This window comes from Paenibacillus glycanilyticus (assembly GCF_051200795.1).
Taxonomy (GTDB): Bacteria; Bacillota; Bacilli; order Paenibacillales; family Paenibacillaceae; genus Pristimantibacillus; species Pristimantibacillus glycanilyticus.
Genome location: NZ_CP195155.1, coordinates 1474601 through 1498435, shown reverse-complemented (window position 1 = coordinate 1498435; position 23835 = coordinate 1474601). Strand labels below are relative to the sequence as shown.

The following is a 23835-nucleotide window of genomic DNA, read 5'->3' as shown; positions in this document are numbered from 1 at the left end:
CTTTGCGTTATTGTTCTAGAACAGCGACTGCTGTTCCATTCTTTTAGCCATCTGATTCACGCTGATGACAAGGATGAAAGCCACAAGCGATTTGAACAATCCGACGGCTGCCCCGTAGGAGAACATCCCGTTTTGCAGGCCGTACTTGTACGTGTAGGTATCGATAACTTCCGAGTATTCCATAACCGTATTGTTCTGGAGCAGGTACTGCTGGTCAAAGCCTGCGTTCAAAATACCGCCAATCGCGAGGATCGCGAGAATGATAATGGTCGGACGGATGGACGGCAGCGTGATATGGAGCATCTGCTTCAGGCGGCTTGCGCCGTCGACCTTCGCCACCTCATACAGTTCGGGGTTAATCGCCGAAATCGCAGCCAGATACATGATGGCGTTGAAGCCCATGTCCTTCCAAGCATTCGAGAAAGCGATAATCCACCAGAACAGGTGACCCTTCTGCATGAACTGAATCGGCTCGTTCACGATATGAAGGCCGGTCAGAATGTTGTTGATTACGCCACCCGACGAGAGCATCGTAATAATAATGTTTGCCGCGATAACCCAGGAGATAAAATGCGGCATGTAGGAGACGGTCTGGAACGTGCGTTTGAACCAGCCGTTTCGCAGCTCATTGATCATAAGCGCCAAAATGATTGGCATCGGGAATCCGAAGAGCAGCGATAGGAAGCTTTGCGCCAACGTATTTCGCATAATCCGTACGAAATCGCCGTTGGTGAAGAAGTAATTAAACCACTGCCAGCCTACAAACTCTGTCGTGAAAAATTGCTTGAAGAACGTTCCCCCGCCCGGCTGATAATTGATGAAGGCCATATACAACCCGAACATCGGCACATAGGAGAACATCAGAGTCAGGATAATGGCGGGCAGCATCAGTACATAAAGCAGCCGCTGTTCCTTGAGCCTCGCCAGCAGACCGCCTTTGTTTCTCTTGACGGCAAGCGCTCCGGTACTTTGTGGATGCGCTTTCGTTTGCATGTTCATCGTGTTGCCCTCCCGTGAATATAGTTTCCGTTTGCATCGCTTTATGGACTTAATTATAGCCCGGCATTGGAGCCGTTCTATATTAAGATCTACCGATTCATGCTCCAATCCCACACACTTCCGTTTGCTCCATTGTTGAATAACGGCATACCCGTTAAACTAGAATCATCGTACATCATGAGGTTTTATTTCTATCGAAAAAAGGCGGTGCCGACATGTATACAGTACTTCTGGTTGACGATGAAGCGCTCGAGCTCGAGACCATGGAGCATTACGTTCCTTGGGAGCAGGCCGGCATTCAGGTCGTTGGGACAGCACGCAACGGGAAGGAAGCGCTGGCTAAGCTTACCGAGCTGAAACCGGATATCATCGTTACGGATGTGCGCATGCCCATCATGGACGGGCTGGAATTCGGAAGGCGCGCGAAGCAAATCGACAAAAGCGTCAAAATCATCTATCTAAGCGGACATAACGAATTCCAATATATCAAGTCCGCTCTTAATATCGAAGCAGCCGGCTATTTGCTGAAGCCGATCGATATGGAGGAGCTGCTTCTGCTCCTTGCGAAAGTGAAAAAGAAATTCGAGGAGGAGCAGCTGGCGAGCGAAGGCGGCGGCTGGCAGCTCGAGAGGCTGCTGCTGCGCATCGTCCGTGAACCTTCCCCGGAGCGCCGGATGGAGTGGATCCGGCAATGGGAGAACGGAGCTTCCGGCTTTCTCTCGCACCAGGCTTTTGGTGCCGCTTACATGACGGTGGAGTCTCCCGCTTTCTCAACTAGCGGATTAGACGGAGAACAGGCTCAGCCATCCTCTTCCTCCATCTTGACCGCGGATGCCGCGGAAGCAGCCCGCGCTTTGCTGCGGCGGAGATTGGATGCCGCTATTGTGCTTGAGACCGGACCAAGCACACTGTTTGTCCTCTTCCAAGGAAAACCCCAGCAGTGGGAGACGGCTTATTGGGAGCTGCTGCGGGAAGAGCTGCTGGCCGCAACTTCGGAAGGAGAAGCCTTCGCAACCATCGGCCTGTCTGGCCCATACAAAGGATTTCATCTGTTGAAAGAGGCGTTCGAAGAATCGCAGCGACTTAATGAAGAGAAGCTATACCGGCAAGCCGGCTCCGTTATACGCGGCGGTACCGGCGAAAATGTGAAGCAGACCGATATCTCGGTCGACGCGACTTCGGCTTCGCTTATTGCGGCCGTGCAAGCCGGCGATGCCGAACGCGCCGGACAATTGCTGGACGATTGGTTCTCCGGCATGCGCCAGGAACGAATCGAGCGGAACTATGCCGTCCGGGCGGTTATTCAGCTGTTGTCCATGCTGGAGCAGCATTTTGCCTCTCTTATGGTAGGGCCGCTTCGCGACCAGCTGCTGGCCGACCATTGGAAGGAGCTGTCGTCTCTCCCGTCAATCGCCCATTATCACGCCTACGCGCTGAGGTTCTGCAGGGAGCTGCTGAAAGCCGCAGCCGAGCGCGATCTTGACCGCCATCAGTCGGTTGCGGAGCAGATTATGAAGCTGATTGCCGAGCGTTATCATCTGCCTCTTACGGTAGAGGATATCGCCAAGGAAGTTTATTTGTCGCCCAATTACGTGCGGACCATCTTTAAAGAGAAGACAGGCGAGACGATCCTGGATTACTTGACCCGAATCCGCATGAATCACGCGGCGGAGCTGCTGAAGGACCGGTCGCTGAAGGTACGGGATATCGCGCACCGGGTCAGCTACGAGAATGTCTCCTATTTCTGCTCGGTATTCCAGAAGCACAAAGGCAGCACGCCTAACGAATACCGCAAACTGCAACTTTAGGCTGGGTGGTCTTAAATCATGAGGAAGCTGGCCGGATGGCTGATTAATCCTTTATACAATTGGAGGCTTCGCGAGAAGCTGTTCGTCATGTTTTTGCTCGGGGGCATTCTCCCCCTGCTCTTTTTCGTTCAATATTCGTATGAGACGATTCGCAGCGAGCTTTCTTCGCAGATGATCGCCAATACGAACTCTACGGTCGCGCAAATCAATTCCAACCTTGAAAACAAGCTGGACACGTACACGAAGCTGTCCGCAACGCTCTATCTGGACTCTAATATGCGCGCCTATCTGACCAACGATTATTCGAAGGATCCGTCGCTGTTCGTTGATGCTTACAAATACATCAATAATTCGTTCGTCAACATGCTGACGACAAACCCGGACATCGAATCCATGAGCATCTATATTAACAATGAGACGCTGCCCACGGACGGCATGTACATCAAATCCATGGATCAGAAATTCCGCAGCTCGCTGGCTTACAAATCGCTTAGCGGCAGCTTTGGGGACGTAAGGTTTGTCACCTCCCCTCCCGAGCCTGACAAGCCTCCGATGTTCACGCTGACGCGGCTGCTCAACATCAGCAGCATGAACAATCCGTACGGCGTTTTAACGATCAATATTCTAGAGTCCGATATTTTCCGGCTGATGGCGAAGGAAGCGAGCGACAAGGCGGTGCTGATCATTAATGAAGAAGGCATCGTGATGTCCGCCAAAGACAAAAGCCTTCTCAACCAGCCGATCGACCTGCCCGAACCATTCCCCGCCGAAAATAACGGGCGGTTCGACAGCACCTATAAAGGCCAAAAGGTGCTGGTCGTCTACAACACGACCAAATACGGCTGGAAAAGCGTTTCGCTTATTCCCTACAGCAGCTTCTTGTCCAAGGCTCATTTGACGGCAAAAAGAATACTGACTTACGCGTTGGTCAGCCTTGGCCTTATGGCTATCCTGATTTACGTCACCGCACGGCTGTTCACCAAACGGATGGAAAAACTTGTTGGCATGATCCGCCGCATCGAACGGGAGGACTTCGAGCTTATCGACATCCGGCCGCTTGGACGGGATGAGATCGGTCAAATCGGCAATGCGCTGCGAAAAATGAGCCAGCGTCTAAGCTCGCTGATCTCGGATGTCTACATGAAGGAAATCGACAAGCGGGAGGCGGAGCTTAACGTGCTGCAGGCTCAGATCAATCCTCATTTCCTGTATAATTCGCTGGCTTCGATCTCTTCGCTAGCCATCCGCAACGATGACCCGCGAATGAACAAGATGGTGACCGATCTGGCCAAGTTTTACCGGATCTCGCTGAACAAAGGCAAAAACACGCTGTCCATCCACGAGGAGATTCAGTTGACCCGTTATTACGTATCGATCCAGCAGGTGCGGTTCGCCAATCTGCTTCGGGTTCACTACGATATCGAGGAATCGGTCTTGCCTTGCCGGATTCTTAAGCTGACTCTTCAGCCATTCGTGGAAAATTGCATCAATCATGCGATCTGGGATCATGAATGCGGCATTAACATCATTATCCGGGCTTACCGCGAGGGACAAGACATCATCCTGAAGGTCATCGATGACGGCATGGGGATGAAGATGCCTAGCGGCGATCTGCCGCAAAGCGAGGATACGTTGTCCGGCTACGGCGTCCGCAACGTCGATAATCGGATCAAGCTATTGTTTGGCGATTCGTATGGGGTGTCGATATTTAGTCGACTTGGAATCGGGACGTCGGTGACGATTCGGATTCCTGGGAAGTAAGAACTTGATTATCAGGTTAAAGGGCATGCTGCGCAATTAAATGTTCTTCCGATCGCCATTGCTCGGGGATTCCTTGGAACAATTCCAATAGGATTGGAATCCCCTCACAAAAGCGAACACTTCGTTTCTCCAGAATCATTTAATTGCTCCGCCTGCACTTAACCTAGAGGTTAAGTTCTTATACTGCCAAGGAATTTGGGGTGACGCGAAAAAACGGCTGTGCTGGGTATACCCGTCACAGCCGTTTTTGGAATTCAAGTGCAAGTGCGGGGTCAACCTCTACCGCATTGGAAAGAAGATTCGGCAACAGCTACATTGGATATAGTCCAACGTTTTTCATGCATTAGAGCTCTGGAGCTAACCTTCATTGGAGTTCATCCAACGAAATTAGCCGTTTTGGGCGTTTAAATCCACTTTTGGACGTTTACGCTGGATAGAATCCAACGTACGCGCCAATTTCGGGCATTGCGGCATCATTCTAGTGGACGAAATCCAACGTAGCGATAGTAAGGTCGGCGCATGGGGGCATCGCGTGTAGGGGGAGGAAAACAAAGGACTCCAAATAACAAAAGGCTGTGCCGGGATTTACCCGGCACAGCCTTTTGTTCGTTTAATTCTTGATTTTTACTTTGTAGAGCTTGGATTGAGCGCCGTCGAGGTTCACCTGGAGAGTGTCGTTCGCTTCGACTTTGGAGTTGGTCCAAGCGTCCGTAAGCTCAACCTTTGTTGTTGCCGATATACCAAAAGCACGCTTCAGATCGACGGTTTTCGTTACTGCGTCATTCGTGTAGTTAAACACCGCAAGGTAATAGTCCTTCTTGTCCTGGAGGACAAAGATATCCGCCGCGGCGTTGCCCGTATTGCCTTCAACCGGGCGGAATGCTTCGCCGATCAGGGCAATATCGTTGACGTTTTTGTTCGTGAGCAGCGATTTCATCAGCTTTTGCGTCTCCACGTTGCTGACGTCGTCGGAGTTCATGTAGATGGTGCCGGAAATAGCCGCGGCATTAACCCGCGTCTGAGCCGCGTTAAACGAGCCGCCTTTTGCAAGCGTCATGTAATCCGGATCGGTGTAAGAATAGATCGTGCCGTTCTGCCACCAGCCGTAAGTCAGGTTGTTCAACTGGTATTCCGTACGGCCAAGCGAGCCGTCGACATCGCAGGAAATCCGTCTTGCGTGCGCGTATTGGCTAGGGAACATTGGCGCGATCGACGCGCTGATGAACATTTTGCCGCCCAGCGTCTTGTTGATATGTGCCATTCCCTGGTTGTAGGCCTGAATGCCGGTCTGCACGTTAGGATCGTAATGCTTGCCCTCGAAGGAGCCATGGGACAGGAAGTCGATCTTGATATATTCAAAGCCATAGTCCAGGAACTTGTTGAAAATATACTCGATACGCTGCTTCGAGCCCGGATGAGTCGGATCAATCGCATACGCGCCGTCTACCTTCGGAAGAATGTTGCCGTTCGCGTCGCGGAGTACGATATCGCCGTACGTATACTTGCCGTTTGTTCCTTCCACCGGCTGCGACATGTTGTCACCCCAGTATACGAACGGACCATAGTAAATGCCGGCTTTTTGCCCGTTTTTCTTAATAACCTTTACCGCGTCGCGAAGCTGCTGCTCGGATAGGTTATCCCAATAGGAATCCATATTGATATAGACCGTGCCTTTGTTCGTAAACGACTTTTGCAGATTATCCTTGAAGAAGTTCGATACCTCTACGACTTTGTCGTAGCTGAGCGAGCTTTCGTAAGCGCCCCAGCTGTTCCAGCCAACCGGCACGCCGGAAGGCACGCCCTTCTCGAACTTGAGCGGCGGCGCTACTGCTGCATTGGCTTCCCCGTAGTTCTCCAGTCCATCGCGGTAATCCGCGTAGTAACCAACCGCAATTTGAGGGGAAGTGATCGTTGTGCCCGATACTTTGCCATGACCGATGCTGTCATGAGTGGATGTGAGCGAAGTGAAGCCGCCGTACACCTTCAATTTGTTCAGCTTGTCATTCGAGCCGCTCCAGAAAATACCGGTCTTCCATACGTCGTGCGTTACCGAACCGATAACAAGTCCGGCGCGGCTCGTATTGTCATAGATCGCCGTCATTTCCGAGCTAATGTAGTTATTGTTGTTCAGAGCCGTATTGATCGTACGAGCCTGATAACGGGACCAAGCATCGTTATCATAAGGCGTGATCAGGACGCGGTTGTCGCCGCTGGTTCCGAGATCAACGCCGCCGCTCGCATTCACGACAAGCGGAGCCATGTCGTTCGAGCTGATCGCGGAGCTGCCCGTTACCTGCTGGGATACAAGGAAGTAAGACTGATCTTCGTACAGCTGGTAAATCTGTTTCATAAGCGGAAGGCCTTCACTTTTATTTTCAACGGTGATGCGGACGCCCTTGCCATGCCCGTCCTTGATTTTCTCCACGCTGCTAAGCTTGAAGCTATGCTCGCTGTATTTGCGGCTGTCCAGCAGCTGATCTTCCAGCTGAGCGCTTGCGTAAGCGCCTTTTACAAGCGTTTTGCCGTTCCAGGCGTACGCAGAAAGCCCCGACTCCGTGTTGTAAGTGATGCTGTAGCTGCCGGATACGAAGATTGCCCCTTTTTCGTACGCGGTTACTTTAATCGAGCCGTATTTCTTGGAATCGAGCGCTTTCCCGATCTGGCCGATGTTGTCCACCGGACCCGGATCCTCGCCCGGACCTTCCGTGGAAGCAATCTCGATCTTGTCGATATCCGGCGACCAGCCGCCGTCATCGTTAAACGTGATCGTATTTGCCCCCGCCTTCAACTCAACCTCCAGCTTGAATACGCCAAGCGTGTCCCAGTTCTCGGTTTTAGGCAAAGCGTAGTTATCCGACGGACCGTCGTTAACGGCAATCGATACCGGGCGCGGGTCTCCGGATATGTAAGAAACGCTAAGCGTGTACACGCCTGCTTTCTCCGCCATTACGTCACGGAATTGCAGGGTCGAGCCGCCCCACAGATTGCCAACCTTTTTGCCGCCCGAGCAGCCGGTTGCCGCGCTGCAGCCGCTTACGGAAGCATTGCCCGTCAGAACGTTATTCGTCGCTTCCGCCTCGTAAGCCGTGCCCGTTCCAGGCTCGCCCGAACCGCCATCAGACAAGCGAAGCTCAATGCGGTCGATGTCCGGGGAATAGCCGCCCTCATCGTCCAGGCGGATCGTGTTGCTTCCCGCCTTCAGCTCAAGCTCCAGCTCGTAGACGCCAAGCGTGTTCCAATCGGCGGTCTTCGGCAAATCGTAATGATCAATCGAACCGCCGTTTACGCTGACTCCAACCGATCTCGGATCGCCTGAAATATAATGGATCGTCATCGTATAAACGCCGGCTGTATCTACCGTTGCTTCGTTAAAGGTGAGCGACGAGCCGCCCCACAGTCCTCCAACGATTTGGCTGCCCGAACAGCCGGTTGCTTCCGCGCATGCCTTGATCTCCGCTTTGCCAGACAACGTGTTGACGGCGGATTCAGCCTCAAAGGAATAGCTGCCGGCAGATGCTGCATCGGCAACGGCGGTTACCTCCGCTCCTGCGGCCTCAACCTCCCGCCCGTTGGAACTTACAGCTAATTGAAAGACCAGGACCGCTGCCAGCAGCAAAAACCATCCTTTGCCGGACCATGCCCCAAATTTCTTCTTCATTACATCAAGCCTCCTGTTCGCATCATAAAATGGTGAAGCGCTTTCAGTTTGCCTTTTCAATGTAAAATAGAGACAGGGCCCGAACAATCCAAATATTTAACGAACCATACGACAAACCGCCAAAGTTTGGAGAAAAGACCTTTAAGGCCCTTTCCTCTTTGGCGGTTTGGTATGGATCTATTAAGCCGTTACAGCCTCAAGCAGCTTAAGCTTGCCGTCAAGCCGGTAGCGCTTGCCCGCTTCCATCCTCAGCTGAATCTGGCTGCCTCCGCATTTCACAACCGTCTCCAGATCCGAATAAGCGGTAATAACGGCTTCCGTCAATTGCCCGTTCTCCCAGCTGACGGCTGCTTCCGCATTCCCCTTTGCCCGAAGCCCCCGGTACGAGCCGGTTGCCCAAGCCGCCGGCAAAGCGGGCAGCAGATGAATGGAGCCCGCATGGCTTTGAAGCAGCATGTCCGCGATGGCCGCCGTACCGCCGAAATTGCCGTCTATGACGAAAATATTCGTCTCCGCGCCAGCCACGCCAGGCTTCGAGTAAGACAACAGATTATCGAAGCACAGCTCCCCGATCAAATGACGGACATGATTCACCGCCTGGTTGCCGTCATGAAGCCTGGAGAAGCCGAGGGCAAACAACGCTGCCGTAAACTCGATATCCTCCAGCTCATCGACCAGCATCCGTCCAAGCAGCGTCTGCCGCATGGCCTGACCAAGCTCGGGCGTCTCCTCGGGTGTAATCTGGTTGCCCGGATAAATGCCGTACATATGGGAGAAATGCCGATGCTGCGGCTGCGCTTCCTCGTAATCCTCCAACCACTCCTGCAGCTGTCCGCGTCTGCCGATTTGCAGCGGAGGCAGCAGCTCCATGGCTTCCTTCAGCCTCTCTTGCAGCTCTTCATCCACGGCAAGCAGCTCCGCCGATTCCAGCACAAAGCCGAATAGATCACGGACCAGCATCTGATCCATCGTGGAGCCCATGGAAAGCTGCTGCTCGCCTTGCTCCTCCGGTCCCGGATAGAAGCTGTTCTCCGGCGAGGTCGACGGGCCGGTCACCAGCCAGCCGTATTTCGGATGAACGGTCATATAATCCAGGAAGAAAAGCGCCGCTTCCTTCATAACCGGGTAAGCCTGGCGAGTCAAAAACCCGCGGTCCCGGCTATATTCGTAATGCTCTTTCAAATGGGTTGCGATCCAGAGCCCGCCTGTTACGTTCAGCCCCCATGAGCGTCCCCAGCCAGGCGAGGCGAATCCCCAAGCGTTCGAAAACACATGCGCCACCCAGCCTTCGCAGCCGTAGAAATCTTCCGCGGCCGCACGCCCCGCATAAGAAAGCTGCTCGATGTAATTCATAAGCGGAATATGGCATTCCGCAAGGTTGCTGATCTCCGTCGGATAATAGTTCATCTCCGTATTGACGTCCAGATGGTAGTCGCAGCTCCAGGCCATGGCGTTAGCCTCGCCGTCATTCCAAAGTCCCTGCAGATGAAGGGGCAGACGAGAATCCGCCCGCGTACCGGCAATCGTCAAATATCGTCCGTACTGGTAAAACAACGCGATAAGTCCGTTATCCGCTGACTCCCCGGCTCTCAGCTTGCGGATGCGCTCGTCTGTAGGCAGCAAATCAAACGACTTGGATCCGCCAAGATCAAGATCAACGCGGCCGTAGAGCGACCGGTAATCCGCGATATGATCCCTGAGCAGCCGCTCGAACCCTTTTGCCTCTGCCGCTTCAATCCGTTCTGAGGGCTCCGCCTTCCATGCCTCATCGCTTCGGCCATAGTCGGTTGCTACGGCAAAATATAGAACAACCTCATCGGCTTGCTCGATTGCTACCGAACCGCCTTCCCCTAATACGCGCCCGCCTGTAACGACCGCTTTTAAAGCGCCTTCGCTCCATACCCCGCAGGTGCCGTCGCTATGGATGTCCTCCGTCGCCTGCGTGCGGAAAACAAGCTTATCCGGTCCATCGAGCCGGGCTTCAAACGTAGTTGTCCTGCCCTCCATATTCAGTGTTAGAGACACGGAGCCTGCCTGATCCCCTTTAATCCGGGAGACAAGCACGCCATCCGGGTGGGACACAAACGTTTCCCTTCGCATGACCGCTCCGGAACCGCTTCGGTAAGAAACCGCGACAACCGCCTTCTCGAGGTCCAGCTCTCGCACAAGCTGACTGCCTTCATCCTTGTAGGAAATGAGAATATCGCATAAGGACAGATTGGTTCCAAAGTTGCCTTTCTCCGGTTCAAGCTGCTCGGCAGCCAGTTTATCTCCAAGCACATAGTTGCCGTTGAAAAAAGCCTCGCGCATCGTCTTCAGCTTTTCCTTGGCATCCGGCGATCCGCCGAACCGCTCCGGCTTGCCTGACCAGAAGGTGATCTCTGTCATATTCCAGGTCTCGCTGTCGATGCCGCCATGCAGCACCGCGCCAAGCTGTCCGTTCCCTAGCGGAAGACCCTGCTTCCAGCCCGAGGCCGGCTCGGTATATACCATTTTCATCCTGCTCATCCTCTCAAGTTTTAGCTAAATGTCCGTTCTTCAAGTGAAAGCCCTTTCGCAAATCATGGCATTATTGTAACATTGAACGGAAAGAGCGTATTTGTCCGACAGTCCTATTATTTAACGATTAATCCGCTAATTTTTGCTCGAGAGCAGGGAACCGAATGAAAACGATAAATGAAATAAAGCCTTATGTCGGCGATTCCATGCGTTATCTATACGTGGGGGGCTGGAACGAAAAGCTTCGCATCAGCAACGTCTACGCGTTCCATCTGTTTGTTGACGGACCGGGGGAAATGGAAGTGAACGGAAAGCTTTATCCGATTGAACGCGGGACGCTTATCTTTCTGCGCCCCGGCGAGCCTCATGCCTTCCATATCCGGAAAGGACAGCCGTTATCTTCATATAATCTCTATTGCAATCTGTGGGAAGGGACTTCCGAAGCCTATAACCGGGTATTCATCCATGCCCCGGAGCCGTTTGAGCTGGAGCCCGGCTCGCGCGAGGAGCCATGCCCGGAGCTGGATTCGCTGCCCAGCTTCTTCTCGCTTCAGCCTTATCCATGGCTGTACGATGCTTTCGTTACGCTCTCCAGGCAGTTCGATAACAGCCAGCATTACCGCGCGGAGCTGGTGAACAGCATGCTGTATGCCTGGATGCTCAGCTGGTACAACGTTGTTCACACCCACCAGCCCAGCGATTTCCGAATCGTCAAGCTGCTCGCCTATTTGAACGAGCATCCCGAGACGCGCTCCCAAGTCGAAGATTGGGCGGCCATGTGCGGCCTTAAGCGCTCCTACTTCCATTCCTTGTTCCAACGCGAGACCGGGTTTACGCCGCAGGTATACCGCCATAGGCTTCTTATGAAGCAGGCTGCCCAGCTGCTCGTCGAAACGGATTATTCCGTAACGGCTATCGCAGAACGGCTCGGGTATACGTCGATTCATCCGTTCACCCGCCATTTCAGTGCTTATTACGGCGTTAGTCCCCGCGCTTACCGGCTTCAGCCCTCTTCCGAGCGGGAGATGTAGCTTGAACGAAAAAAAGAGGTTGTCCCCCTCAGGGACAACCTCTTCTCTATATCACGCTTAAAACTAAGCGTTGATTTTCGCTTTTGCAACGCCAGCAAGGGAGTTGAACGAGTTGATGTCGTTAACAGCCAGGTCAGCCAGCATTTTGCGGTTTACTTCGATGCCAGCCAGTTTCAGGCCGTACATGAATTTGTTGTAGGAAAGACCGTTTTGACGAGCAGCCGCGTTGATACGAACGATCCACAGTCTGCGGAATTCACGTTTGTTTTGACGACGGTCGCGGTATGCGTAAAGAAGCGATTTACCAACTTGCTCCTTTGCTGTTTTAAACAGACGGTGTTTCGAACCGAAATAACCTTTTGCCAGTTTAAGAATTCTTTTACGACGACGAGCGCGGACAAAACCGCCTTTAACTCTTGCCATGAGTGGAAACCTCCCGTAGGTTGAATTTGATTAAGCTATCTGAACGATTGCTACTATTTAAGGTTAGCGAGACCTTGTTGAATACGACGAACGTCGCCAGCTGCCATCAGTGGTTGGCCAGCAAGAACACGTTTTTGACGACCGGATTTGTGGGAAAGCAAGTGGTTTCTGTACGCTTTGTAGCGTTTCACTTTACCAGTACCAGTAATTTTGAAGCGGTCTTTCAGACTGCTGTGTGTTTTCATTTTAGGCATGTCGATTATCCTCCCTTTATTTAACTGTTGCTTTTTGGTGCCAAAATCATAATCATGCTCCGGCCTTCCAGCTTCGGTGCACGTTCTACGCTGCATATTTCGGCAACCTCTTGCGCCAGACGGTCCAGAATTTTCTGGCCGATGGCGGCATGAGCGATTTCCCGTCCGCGGAAGCGTACGGAGGCTTTAACTTTATCGCCTTCGCCCAAGAACTTCACAACGTTCCGGTATTTCGTTTGATAGTCATGCTCGTCGATGTTGGCACGGAACCAAACTTCCTTCAGGTCGACGATTTTTTGATTTTTGCGTGCTTCTTTTTCTTTCTTCTGCTGCTCGTAACGGAACTTACCGTAGTCCATAATCCGGCAAACCGGCGGTTTAGCCGTTGGTGCTACATTCACCAGATCCAAGCTCAGGTCAATTGCCATCTGCATAGCGTCACGGATCGATTTGATACCGATTTGCTCGCCGTCCGCGCCTACAAGTCGTACTTCTCTGGCCCGGATCTCATCGTTGATTTGATGTTCTCTGCTAATAACGTGCCACCTCCAAGATAGGATGTTTATGTGTTGTGGTGCAAAATAAAAAATGCGGGTTCGCACGAACCCGCATTGTTATAACCGTTGATTGTGGCCGCCCTCGTTACCTCGCAGGGAAGCAACTCGTTAAGCTAGTCAGTTATCGCAAACCAGTCGGCGTGACCGAAAGGTGAGAAGCGGGTGCTTCTGCTTGTGCAAATATGTTTTGTCAAAAACGTTACCGACATACTATAACACAATGGATTTCTATGTGTCAACCCATTATGTCATGCCTTATTACAGCTGTTTGCTTTGCACGTCCTCCAGACGGATAACGCGCGTATGCTGCGTATGGCTCCATTTCTTGTTGTTTTGCGTGAAGAACGCGTGAACCGTAATCGGCCACCACGACACGGTAAAGAGCAGGAATGTCGGAATCCGCAAGTAAAGCTTCCACGGCACCTTTGCCATGTACATCGACAAAGGAATCTGGATAAACACGTAAGCCATATACGGAATGCTCAGCCAGATTGGCAGCAGGTTGTATACCGATTCCACATTGTTGCCGCCAAACAGAAGCATGTCGCCCCAGATGATCGCTGCAATGAAAAAGCCGGCCAAATAGTTATATGCGTTAAATACGTACAGCGAAGCATCGATTTTCGTCATGCTGCGTTCTTTAATGCCCTGCCACAAAAGCGGCAGCATGTACTTGCGCGTAACGTCGAAATGTCCTTGCATCCAGCGCAGGCGCTGACGTGCCGATGCCTGGAACGTAATCGGCTTCTCGTCGAACACTTTCGCTTCGAAATTAAACTTCGGATAAATACCCCGTTGGATGCAACGCACCGTAAATTCCAAGTCTTCCACGAGGCTTGTTGCGCCCCAGCCCATTTCCTGAAGCAGCTTGGCATCAAAGCACATGCCCGTGCCTCCGAGGAAGTTAGCCAGACCCAGATTCGTGCGCGGCAGCTGCCACAGGCGGTTACAGAACCAGTAGTTGATCGCGTTCGCCGAGCTGATCCACGAGTCGTTCGGGTTTTTCGTATCCAGGTAGCCCTGAATAACGCGGTGTCCGTTAATCAAATCATTGTTCATGTACTGCAGGAAATCGGTCGCTACCAGATTGTCGGCATCAAAGATCGCAACGCCGTCGTAGCTTTTCGGCATCTTCCACAGTTCCTTGAGCATCCATTCCACGGCGTAGCCTTTGCCCCGCTGGTTCTTGTTATTGCGCACGCAGGCATAAACGCCTTCGTAGCTGTTCACAATATCGACCGTGCCGTCCGTGCAGTTGTCGCAGATGACAAAAATGTCAAACAGCTCGCGAGGATACTTCAGCTTCAGCAGATTCTCGATAAGCGCTCCTACAACCTGCTCCTCGTTATGCGCCGCAATCAAAAGCGCGAAAGTTTTTTGCGGCGGATGGGATAAATCTTCTTTTTTGCGGTGCCAGCCAAAACATGTCAAAAACAGTTGGTACAAGCCCAGCAATGCGAATACGATCTGGAATACAAGCATAATCGTGTTGAACATTTTTCGGTACTGCCCCCTTGAGACCCCTTTTTAATTGCCCGTTCTAATCGACCTGCTATCAGGCGCCGACAGGCTCTTTATCATAATTCTCTCTTGTGTCCGGTCCGTTTTTTTGTGTTTGTGTAAACGAATCGCGGGACATTTTGATTTTCCACAGATTGATTATCTTTGTCAAAAGCTCTAATTACCGCCATTATCCGTTATCCAGCCATTAAAACGCTTGCATGGCAGTCAGATGGTTCCATTACCTCCTTTTGCGCCCTATCGCCCTTATTTTCATCCATTTCCTAATTTTTTAGCCCTTACGTCCAATACATACGTAAAGAGTTGATACAATGTTCCCGGTCCGTCACTTCGCTTTGTGACGAATATGTGGCTGTAACGGAATCGAATACCGTTCAAAGCTGGCGGCCAGCTTGTCGAAAATAGCGTTCCAGGACTGTTTCTGGCTGTAGATGCGTCCTTGCTCGGCAATCGCCGCGCGCAGTTCCGGATTGCTGTACAGAAGCCCCATCGCGTTCGTAAATGAACGGGGATCCTCCGGATTGCACTGCAGTCCCGTTACGCCATGCTGAACGGAATCCGTTACGCCTCCCTTGTCGGCGCAAATGACCGGCGTCCCGCAGGACATCGCCTCCAGCACCACGTTGCCAAATGTTTCCGTTGCCGAAGGGAACAGGAACAAATCGGCGGAAGCATACCATTTTTGCAAATCCGGCATAGCCGTAAACCCTATGAAACGGGCGTCGATTCCTTCGCGGCGGCACCGTTCCTTCAGCGCATCGGACGAAGGTCCGTCGCCCGCGATGACAAAAACCGCTTCCTCGCTTATATTTTGCCGAAATTGCGCAAAAGCATCTAATGCGATATCGACATTTTTTTCGGGAGCTAATCTTCCCACGTACAGAACGACAAATCGATCGTTGTCGATTCCGTACCGGAGAAGCCACTCCTCCCGGTTGACAGACGGATGAAAGGCTTCCGTATCAATGCCGCGGCTCCATACTTCAAGCCGGCCGTCATCCCAGCCCTTCTCCTTCAAATCCTCGTACGTGGAACGGGAAGGGACGTAGATGGAGCGGCAGTCATGGTGAAACCATTCCATATATCTCCATAACAGCTTTGCCATCCATTGCAAATTGTAAAACGGCAAATATTGATCAAAATGGGTATGGTAGGACGCAACGAGAGGAATCCGGAGCTTGCGGGCATAATGAACGCCGCAAAGTCCAAGGTTAAACGGAGTAGCTACGTGGATAATCGTTGGATTGAATTCTTTTAACGCCCTGCGGATATGAATGGGATTGGGAAGTGCCAGGCGGCACTCGGGATATAGGAAGAAAGGCAGGCTGGCGAAGCGCTCAACGGAAGTGGATGATTTGCCGCTTTGCTTGCCTGCAGCCGGATCCGGAGCCAGAACAAGCACTTCCGCACCCTGCCGCTTCAAATAGTCGGTCCAGCGGCCAAGCGTGCGTGCCACGCCATTCACATCAGGTTCAAACGTGTCGGTAAAAAGCGCAACTCTCATGAAGAACGCCTCCTAAAATGAATTAGCACCTACAAAAGGCAAAGGTTCAGCCGTTGTGGTGATTCATGCCTCGAAAGCATAAGCTTCGGAATGAAACCTTGATCGGCTCCATTCTACAGGAGGTCTGTTAGCGAATAATCATCCTCATTTTAAAGATTGGTTAATCTTTTGAAATTCGGCTTCTTCGTATAAACTTAAAACTTGTACAACCTTATTTATTGAACCATAATAGACAAATATCGATTATAATGTGTGGGAGTTAAGAATTGCTCTTTAATCTTTAAGCCTACGCTTTCGAAGCAGATTTGCTTCACAAATCTTTTAGGAGGAAACGGATGAGAAGAATGATAGGGTGGTTACGAACCCGGGAATTGCAAATGATCCTATGGGCGAATCAACGCCGATCACAAAGCAGGCTTCACCGGTTGCTTGGGGTTTATTTAAGCACGGTGACGCATGTTGGAGGAGCGTCCTTTACACTCATCAGCTCTTTCCTCGTTGCCATGTTTGCACCTAATCCCTGGAGCACGACAGGCTGGCAATGCTTTACTGCCGTATTTATCAGTCATCTACCGGTCTATGTCGTGAAACGGAAACTAAAAAGGCTTCGCCCTTATCAGGCGTTAAACGGAGTAAACACGGGGAAAAATCCGCTTGTCGACTCCTCCTTCCCTTCCGGACATACAACCGCTATCTTCGCCTATGTCGTTCCGATTATCGGAGCAGGCGGAGTATGGTTCCCGATTATCCTGCCCGTTGCGGCCGTACTCGCTCTGTCGGTTGCGTGGTCACGCATGTATCTCGGCCTTCATTACCCGTCCGACGTGGCGGCCGGCGCGCTTGTCGGCACGTTGACGGCAATAACCGTTCAATACAGCTGGACTCTTACTTTATTTTGAAAGCAAGGGGAACGGCTTGGCGGAGCTATGCTGATGAGAAGAAACTTATAAAAATCTTAGAATTGAAAAAGGCTGTTCCCCGCGGGAACAGCCTTTTTGTTATTCTGCCGAATCGTCTTCGTCTTCACCGGCGTTCTCGGCTTCCGCTTCTTCGCGGCGCGAGTTCTCCAGCTTGCTTTCGCGGTATTCGCGCAGCACGGTTTCGCCAATTACCGCTTCCAAGCGGTAGATCGGCTGGCCCTTCTCCATAAACTTCATCTCGTATTCGGTAAATACCAGATCTTCGCGCGGACCGTTCTTATGAAGGTTAAGCGAGATATTGCGGAGCTGGAATTCCACCTCGGCAAAGCTATTAAGGGAGAATTCGAACAGAGATTCCGAATCGGTCTTGAAATGGATCTCTCCGCGTTCGTTCAGCAGCTGGGCATACTTGCGCAAAAAGCGCGGATGGGTCAGCCGGCGGCGGGCATGCTTGCTTTTTGGCCATGGATCGCTGAAGTTCAGGTAAATCCGCTCGATCTCGCCAGGCTCGAACATTTCTTCGATATGCTCGATGTTCGCGCGAAGCAGCGCCAGATTAGGCGGCTCTTCCACTCCGCTTTCCTCCCAAATGCTGCGAGCCTTGTCGCTTGCGCGACGGATCAGCTCGTCGTACATATCAACGCCGATATAGTTATTGTCCGGGTTGCGGAAGCTCATATTGCTGATGAAACGGCCTTTCCCCATGCCAAGCTCTACATGGATCGGCTTATCGTTGCCGAAAAACTCGCGCCATTTCCCCTTGTGCGGCTTCGCATCCAATACGACTAATTCCGGCTGCGCTTCCAGCGACTCGCGGATTCCTTTTCTTCCTCTTAAACGCATCTTGTACAGGTCCTCCTACAAATTAAGCTAGTCCCTATTGTGCCCAAGTTCGGCCGCCTTGTAAAGATGCCAGCGGGAATGACGCAAAAGAAAAAGCCTTTAACGATTTTTCAATCGCCAAGGCTTTAGGTTTGTATGGATATTGGCATAATCATTAAACGAGCATTTGGTAATCAATCGGACCTTCGGATTGAATGTCGCGATACGTGTTCTCGATAATCTCGTTCAACTTCTTGCGTGCGGATATTTCGATATGATGGTTGTTGTGGAAACGAACTCCTGTAAGCGCCATCAATTCTTTGACTGTTAATTCAACCGTTACTTTCTCATCGCCATGCGGAATTCTTGTTTGTTGACTCATTAGGATCACCTCATCGATTTTTTTATTACAGCATTTCCAGTTTATCGACGTTTTATGACGATCATTACGAATTAAGCATGTAAGGTTTTTTCATTGATTTGTCGCACTTTTAATATAACAGATCATGTAAGGTATAGCAAGCCTATTTCGCTCCCGTTTTAAAATAATTTCCAGCTTGTTCTACGGTTCAAAATGTCTCTTCGGATGTCTGGCCATCCGCCTAATCCGGCATGGCATTTCCCCCTTCTTTCCGATAAAATGGAGAATGCCATTCTTATCCGTATAAAGGAGAACCGCATGAAAGCAAATTCAACATCCTTGACGCCAGGACAGCCGATGCTGTGGGGCGACAAGCGATTTCATACATGGAACTACGAGATGCGCGAGCAGCTAGGCGGCAAAGTGTTCAAGGTGACCCTTGATGCCGGCTTTACCTGTCCCAACCGGGACGGCTCGATTGCCAAAGGCGGCTGCACGTTCTGCAGCGCCCGCGGGTCCGGCGATTTTGCCGGCAGCCGGCGCGATGATCTCGTTACGCAATTCAATAAAATCCGCGACCGCCAGCATCAAAAATGGCCGGAGGCCAATTATATCGGCTACTTCCAGGCGTATACGAATACGTACGCACCCGCCCTGGAGCTTCGGGAGTATTACGAGGTGATTTTGCAGCAGCCGGGTGTGGTGGGGTTATCGATTGCAACGCGGCCGGACTGCCTGCCTGACGATGTCGTCGATTATTTGGCCGAATTGAACGAACGGACCTACCTGTGGGTGGAAATGGGCTTGCAGACGATCCATGAATCAACCTCGGAGCTCATCAACCGCGCCCATGATACGGCTTGTTACCTTGACGCGGTACGCCGTCTGCGCGAACGAGGCATCCGCGTATGCACGCATATTATTTACGGTCTGCCGCAGGAGTCACACGAAATGATGCTGGAGACGGGCCGGGCGGTTGCCGCAATGGACGTGCAGGGCATCAAAATCCACCTGCTCCATCTCATGCGCAAAACGCCGATGGTTAAGCAATACGAAGCCGGACTGCTCCGCTTCCTGGAGCTGGACGAATACGTCAAGCTGATCGTCGACACGCTTGAATTCCTGCCGCCGGAGATGATCATCCACCGTCTTACCGGCGATGCGCCAAAGGAGCTTCTCATCGGGCCGATGTGGAGCATGCAGAAATGGGTGGTGCTGAATGCGATTGACGCGGAGCTGAAACGCCGCGGCACATGGCAGGGCAAGCTATGGGGGGCGGTGTAAAATGGGGTTTCTGTCTATTCTCAGCATGGCGCATCAATGGATCGCCGAACGCGTGCAGCCGGGCGACATTGTCATCGACGCCACCGCTGGAGGGGGCGTCGACACGCTGAAGCTCGCCGAGCTGGTCGGAGCGCGCGGCACGGTGCACGCGTTCGACATCCAGCAGGATGCGCTGAACCGCACGCTCGAGCGGCTCCGCCCGCTGGAGGAGCGCGGCAAGCTGCCGCAGGTGCGGCTTCACCTGCGCAATCATGCACTTATGGCGGAGGCCATTGGCCCGTCCGCCGAAGGAAACGTTGCAGCCGTGATGTTCAATCTCGGCTATTTGCCGGGCGGCGACGAGTCGGTCATTACGGTACCGACGACAACGATCGCCGCCCTGGACGCGGCGCTTGCGCTGCTGCGCCGCGGCGGCATTGTCACTGTCGCGCTATACCCGGGGCATCCGGGTGGCGCGGAGGAGGCGGCGATTGTCGCCGACTGGGCAGCGAAGCTGCCCGGGGCTTTGTACGCGGCTGTGCTGTACCGCCAGCCGCAAAGAGACACCGCGCCGTATTTGGTCGCGGTGGAGAAGAGGTAAGCTGCCTGAGGCTTGCCTGGCAGCTTCAAAAAGCGCCCCCGAAAGGTCGGACTGATCTTTCGGGGCGTTTTTTTATGCCCACGGGCATTGCGCTCGCTGCCCTCACTCCCCTCCGCCCAGCCCTTAACGATGCCCCGCATCGTTAAGCACACACAAACCAGCTACTTTTCTCTCCTTTGCGATATCCCACATCGTTAAACTGCCGCAATTCCGCTCAATTCTGCCGCCTCCCGCCTCCGTTCGCCTCCTTAACGATGTGCCGCATCGTTAAGGACACACAAACCAGCTGCTTTTCTCTCCTTAACGATGCGCCGCATCTTTAAGCCTAGCAAACACGCTCATTTCCACCGGTTTCCCGCCTCCGTTCGCCTCCTTAACGATGCGCGGCATCGTTAAGCACACACAAACTAACTGCTTTTCTCTCCTTAGCGATGTGCCACATTGTTAAGCCCTGCAAATTCGCTCATTTCTGCCGCTTCCCCGCCTCCGCTCGCCTCCTTAACGATGCCCCGCATCTTTAAGGACACACAAACCAGCTACTTTTCTCTCCTTAGCGATGTGCCACATCGTTAAGCCCCGCAAACACGCTCATTTCCACCGCTTCCCCGCCTCCGCTCGCCTCCTTAACGATGCGAACACGCTCACTTCCACCGCTTCCCCGCATCGTTAAGCCCGCCAAACGCCAATCTCCTCCCAATTCCCGTTCCATCCGGCAATATACCCACCAACGTAAAACATTTTCTCACGACTCTCCTCTTGCTCTCCGGAATCATTTTTGATACGATCAAACCAACTTATTAAAGACGTTTAATAAGTCTGTACAGAGGAGCTGTAGTTAACCGTGACTGATTTCCCGGCAACACCCAAAGAGATGAAAAACGTAATTCTATACGGCCTGCGTTCCGCCCTGCTGACGCTGGGGAGCGCGACCAAAGCGGAGCTTAGCCAAAAGCTTGGCCTCAGCTTCCCGACGATCAGCAAGTTTCTGACCCAAATGGAAGAGGCCGGCGAGCTGATGACCGTAGGGCTGGACGATTCGAGCGGCGGAAGAAGAGCTCAACGATACGCGTACAATACGGAGTTTATGCTGGGGCTGGCTATCTTTTTCGAGAAGTCGGAGATCAGCTATACGATTTTTAACTGTGCGGGAGAAACGAAGGAGCAAGGCACGACGTCAAGCGCGTTAATGAACGATCTTCCCAGCCTGACCTTGTACATCGAACAGCTTCTGCTGAGTCATCCCACTATCAAGTCCATAGCAATCGGAGTACCGGGCGCGGTCAATAACGGTCGGGTCATCCATATCCCGGATTACTCCAACTTTCAGAACATTAACCTGAAGCAATACCTGGAGGAGCAATTCTCCCTGCCCGTCGTGGTGGAGAACGACATGAATGCCGCCGTGCTGGGCTATTACAAAACAGGTAGCCACGAGAACAATCCTTCCCTTGTCTATTTGTACTTTGGGCAATTCGGCCCGGGCGCTGGCATTATGATCAACGGAGATGTCGTAAGAGGAAGCACCTTCTTCTCCGGAGAGGTCTCCTTCGTGCCCCAGTACAATGAACTGAACTTCCAGCAAGCGATACAAAAAAAAGACGGGGCCAGCAGGCTGGATGCCATCAGCCGGCTTATCGCATCGATTACGGCGATTATCAACCCGCATACGATTGTTTTTAACAACGCCGAGGTAACGGAGGCCATCCTGGGACGAATCTTGGAGCGAAGCGCCGATTATATCCCGAAGGAGCATCTCCCTCTTCTGAAGGCGAGCGATATGAAGAAGGATTATCTGGACGGCCTGCAAAGCCTCGGACTGGAACTGATGATCTCCATTTGAATAAAAGAAACAGGTGAACGAGCATGGCAACTTTTTTTCTGATCATTATTTATTTGGCTTTTATCAGTCTCGGATTGCCGGACTCCCTGCTCGGAACGGCGTGGCCGGTCATGCGGCCGGAGCTGAACGCTCCCCTTGGAGCGGCAGGCGTGCTGTATATGACCATTGCCGCCGGAACGATTGTATCCAGCCTCGGCAGCGGCACGATTCTTAATCGCTTCGGCACCGGAAGAGTAACCTTGGTCAGCTGCATTATGACCGCTGGCGCCCTGCTTGGTTACGCCACCTCCCCGTCCCTCGTCTGGCTGCTTGTTTGCGCGATTCCGTTAGGACTTGGCGCCGGGGCGGTTGACGCTGGCCTGAATAACTACGTGGCCGCCCATTACAAAGCGCATCATATGAGCTGGCTTCATTGCTTCTGGGGCGTAGGCGCTACGCTTGGACCTGTCATTATGGCTCAATTCATTACCAATAATGCCTGGAGATACGGCTATCTGACCGTGGCGGCTATCCAATGCGCGCTTGTCGTCATCCTGTTCTTCTCCCTCCCCTTATGGGACCGGGTTGCCAAGATTCATAGCAGAGTCTCACACCTCGCCGCGCAGGAAGAAGCCGTAAATGAGCCCGAGGAGAAGACTGCGGCAGGTCATCCGTTAAAAATCAGAGGCGTGAAGCTTGCTCTCGTTTCCTTCATGCTGTACTGCGGGATTGAAGCGGCGGTAGGCCTGTGGGGCAGCAGCTATCTTGTAAACATGAAAAACGTTTCCGCTTCTACCGCCGCGCAGTGGGTGTCGCTCTACTATGCAGGCATTACGGCGGGCCGGTTTATTACCGGCTTCATCACCTTCAAAGTCAGCAACCGCAATCTGATCCGCGGGGGCCAATTAATCGCCTTAATCGGCGCCCTGCTGCTTTTCCTTCCGCTGCCCGAAGGCTTTGCGCTTGCCGGCTTCATCATTGTGGGCTTTGGCCTTGCCCCCATCTACCCGTGCATGCTGCATGAAACGCCGGTACGGTTCGGGAAAAAGAAATCGCAGTCCATTATGGGGTACCAGATGGCCGTGGCTTACACGGGCAGCACGCTTATGCCGCCGCTTCTCGGTTTATTGGCTTCCTCGATTACCATCGGCATTTTCCCGTTCTATATCGTCCTGTGCACGGCAGCCATGTTCCTGTTTACGGAACGGCTGAATATTTTCCTTAAACCAAAAACCAACCTGGCGCATGCAAGCATAGGTTCAGGTTCGGACCCATCCGTATAAACACGCAAAAACTGCCGGGATGCCCCGGCAGTTTTAATTTATCCCTATTCGCTTGCGGCAGCCGCCTGCGCCTTTGCCAACCGCGACGCTCCGATTACGCTTCTAATTTGCGCGATAATTCCGTCCAGCGATGCCGGATCGTGAACATCGTATTCGTCAATGTTCAGCCTAAGCACCGGACAAGCGTTAAACTCGCCGATCCAGGCTGCGTAACGCTCATGCATCCGCTCCCAATAAGCGCGTTCCGTCTGAATTTCCATCTCCCGCCCGCGCGCCGCAATCCGGTTCAGAATGGACGGCAGGCTGCCTTCCAAATAAATCAGAACATCCGGATGCGGAAAATACGGCGTCATGACCATCGCTTCGAACAAGCTGGTATACGTCGCGTAATCCGTAGCGGTCATCGTTCCCTGATCCGCATGCATTTTCGCAAATATGCCGGTATCCTCGTAGATGGAACGGTCCTGCACGAAACCTCCGCCTGCCTCAAAAATCGCCTTCTGCTCTTTAAAGCGCTCGGCTAAGAAATAGATTTGCAGATGAAAGCTCCACCGCTCAAAATCATGGTAAAACTTTTCCAGATACGGGTTATGCTCGACCTGCTCCAGCGAAGTCCGGAAGCCAAGACGCTGCGCGAGGGCAGACGTTAACGTCGATTTGCCGACTCCGACCGTACCGGCTATCGTAATAAGCGCATTAGAAGGAATGCCATGTTCCATGTATAATAACTCCTTTTATTCAACGTTCCGCA

At 52.5% G+C, this 23835-nt stretch carries 20 protein-coding genes and 1 other annotated feature; of the genes, 8 read left to right on the top strand and 12 right to left on the bottom strand.

The annotated features are described in order from the left end of the window. Positions 1-15: 15 nt before the first annotated feature. Positions 16-999, bottom strand: a complete 984-nt coding sequence (locus ACR9FF_RS06825; protein WP_116393961.1) for an ABC transporter permease — start codon at positions 997-999, stop codon at positions 16-18. Positions 1000-1214: 215 nt separating this feature from the next. Here ACR9FF_RS06825 and ACR9FF_RS06820 point away from each other — a divergent pair, with 215 nt between their 5' ends. Next, entirely contained in the window at positions 1215-2807 is a 1593-nt protein-coding gene (locus ACR9FF_RS06820; protein ID WP_435169886.1) for a response regulator transcription factor, read from the top strand. A gap of 18 nt (positions 2808-2825) precedes the next feature. Beyond that, positions 2826-4568, top strand: a complete 1743-nt coding sequence (locus ACR9FF_RS06815) for a sensor histidine kinase (protein ID WP_201006337.1) — start codon at positions 2826-2828, stop codon at positions 4566-4568. A 610-nt stretch (positions 4569-5178) separates the two neighbouring features. Here ACR9FF_RS06815 and ACR9FF_RS06810 read toward each other — a convergent pair. Both ACR9FF_RS06810 and ACR9FF_RS06805 read right to left on the bottom strand, forming a co-directional pair. After that, entirely contained in the window at positions 5179-8226 is a 3048-nt protein-coding gene (locus ACR9FF_RS06810; protein WP_435169883.1) for a carbohydrate-binding protein, read from the bottom strand. Between the two features lie 180 nt (positions 8227-8406). After that, entirely contained in the window at positions 8407-10725 is a 2319-nt protein-coding gene (locus ACR9FF_RS06805) for a glycoside hydrolase family 95 protein (protein WP_435169881.1), read from the bottom strand. 164 nt (positions 10726-10889) lie between these two features. On the opposite strand from ACR9FF_RS06805, the gene ACR9FF_RS06800 reads away from it, so the two are divergent. Beyond that, positions 10890-11756, top strand: coding sequence for a helix-turn-helix transcriptional regulator (locus tag ACR9FF_RS06800; RefSeq protein ID WP_127490828.1), 867 nt, complete (start codon positions 10890-10892; stop codon positions 11754-11756). A 63-nt stretch (positions 11757-11819) separates the two neighbouring features. On the opposite strand, the gene rplT is transcribed toward ACR9FF_RS06800, so the two are convergent. From rplT to ACR9FF_RS06775, 5 genes are all read right to left on the bottom strand, one after another. Beyond that, positions 11820-12179, bottom strand: coding sequence for a 50S ribosomal protein L20 (gene rplT / locus ACR9FF_RS06795; RefSeq protein ID WP_127490829.1), 360 nt, complete (start codon positions 12177-12179; stop codon positions 11820-11822). A gap of 53 nt (positions 12180-12232) precedes the next feature. Beyond that, positions 12233-12433 carry a 50S ribosomal protein L35 gene (rpmI, locus tag ACR9FF_RS06790; RefSeq protein WP_015842912.1) on the bottom strand — a complete coding sequence of 67 codons (201 nt, stop codon included), beginning with the start codon at positions 12431-12433 and terminating at the stop codon, positions 12233-12235. A 20-nt stretch (positions 12434-12453) separates the two neighbouring features. After that, positions 12454-12993 carry a translation initiation factor IF-3 gene (infC, locus tag ACR9FF_RS06785; RefSeq protein ID WP_174806518.1) on the bottom strand — a complete coding sequence of 180 codons (540 nt, stop codon included), beginning with the start codon at positions 12991-12993 and terminating at the stop codon, positions 12454-12456. 16 nt (positions 12994-13009) lie between these two features. Then, positions 13010-13170: a sequence feature (ribosomal protein L20 leader region), on the bottom strand. Between the two features lie 78 nt (positions 13171-13248). Then, positions 13249-14487, bottom strand: coding sequence for a glycosyltransferase family 2 protein (locus tag ACR9FF_RS06780; protein WP_127490830.1), 1239 nt, complete (start codon positions 14485-14487; stop codon positions 13249-13251). A gap of 349 nt (positions 14488-14836) precedes the next feature. Then, on the bottom strand, positions 14837-16015 hold the full coding sequence (locus ACR9FF_RS06775; protein ID WP_435169878.1) for a glycosyltransferase family 4 protein: 1179 nt from the start codon (positions 16013-16015) through the stop codon (positions 14837-14839). Between the two features lie 335 nt (positions 16016-16350). Between ACR9FF_RS06775 and ACR9FF_RS06770 the strand changes: the two genes are divergently transcribed. Next, complete coding sequence (locus tag ACR9FF_RS06770) at positions 16351-16914, top strand: phosphatase PAP2 family protein (RefSeq protein WP_127490832.1); 564 nt, start codon at positions 16351-16353, stop codon at positions 16912-16914. 99 nt (positions 16915-17013) lie between these two features. Here the strand turns inward: ACR9FF_RS06770 and trmB are convergent, their stop codons facing one another. Then, the gene (gene trmB, locus ACR9FF_RS06765) at positions 17014-17778 is read right to left on the bottom strand and encodes a tRNA (guanosine(46)-N7)-methyltransferase TrmB (protein ID WP_127490833.1); all 765 of its coding nucleotides are present in this window, start codon (positions 17776-17778) and stop codon (positions 17014-17016) included. Positions 17779-17932: 154 nt separating this feature from the next. Continuing rightward, positions 17933-18139 (bottom strand): hypothetical protein, encoded by a 207-nt coding sequence (locus ACR9FF_RS06760; protein WP_015842906.1) that lies wholly within the window; start codon positions 18137-18139, stop codon positions 17933-17935. 297 nt (positions 18140-18436) lie between these two features. On the opposite strand from ACR9FF_RS06760, the gene ACR9FF_RS06755 reads away from it, so the two are divergent. Both ACR9FF_RS06755 and ACR9FF_RS06750 read left to right on the top strand, forming a co-directional pair. Continuing rightward, the gene (locus ACR9FF_RS06755) at positions 18437-19402 is read left to right on the top strand and encodes a TIGR01212 family radical SAM protein (protein ID WP_127490834.1); all 966 of its coding nucleotides are present in this window, start codon (positions 18437-18439) and stop codon (positions 19400-19402) included. A 1-nt stretch (position 19403) separates the two neighbouring features. Further along, positions 19404-19982, top strand: coding sequence for a class I SAM-dependent methyltransferase (locus tag ACR9FF_RS06750; RefSeq protein ID WP_435169874.1), 579 nt, complete (start codon positions 19404-19406; stop codon positions 19980-19982). A 550-nt stretch (positions 19983-20532) separates the two neighbouring features. Here ACR9FF_RS06750 and ACR9FF_RS06745 read toward each other — a convergent pair. Continuing rightward, a complete protein-coding gene (locus ACR9FF_RS06745) occupies positions 20533-20691 on the bottom strand; it encodes a hypothetical protein (RefSeq protein WP_435169872.1) in 159 nt (52 codons plus the stop codon). 132 nt (positions 20692-20823) lie between these two features. On the opposite strand from ACR9FF_RS06745, the gene ACR9FF_RS06740 reads away from it, so the two are divergent. Together ACR9FF_RS06740 and ACR9FF_RS06735 are read left to right on the top strand one after the other, a co-directional pair. Then, the gene (locus tag ACR9FF_RS06740; RefSeq protein ID WP_127490836.1) at positions 20824-21822 is read left to right on the top strand and encodes an ROK family transcriptional regulator; all 999 of its coding nucleotides are present in this window, start codon (positions 20824-20826) and stop codon (positions 21820-21822) included. Positions 21823-21845: 23 nt separating this feature from the next. After that, on the top strand, positions 21846-23084 hold the full coding sequence (locus ACR9FF_RS06735) for an MFS transporter (RefSeq protein WP_435169870.1): 1239 nt from the start codon (positions 21846-21848) through the stop codon (positions 23082-23084). Positions 23085-23128: 44 nt separating this feature from the next. Here ACR9FF_RS06735 and ACR9FF_RS06730 read toward each other — a convergent pair whose 3' ends face one another. Further along, positions 23129-23803: a deoxynucleoside kinase gene (locus ACR9FF_RS06730; protein ID WP_435169868.1), complete on the bottom strand. Its 675-nt coding sequence runs from the start codon at positions 23801-23803 to the stop codon at positions 23129-23131. Positions 23804-23835 lie beyond the last annotated feature (32 nt).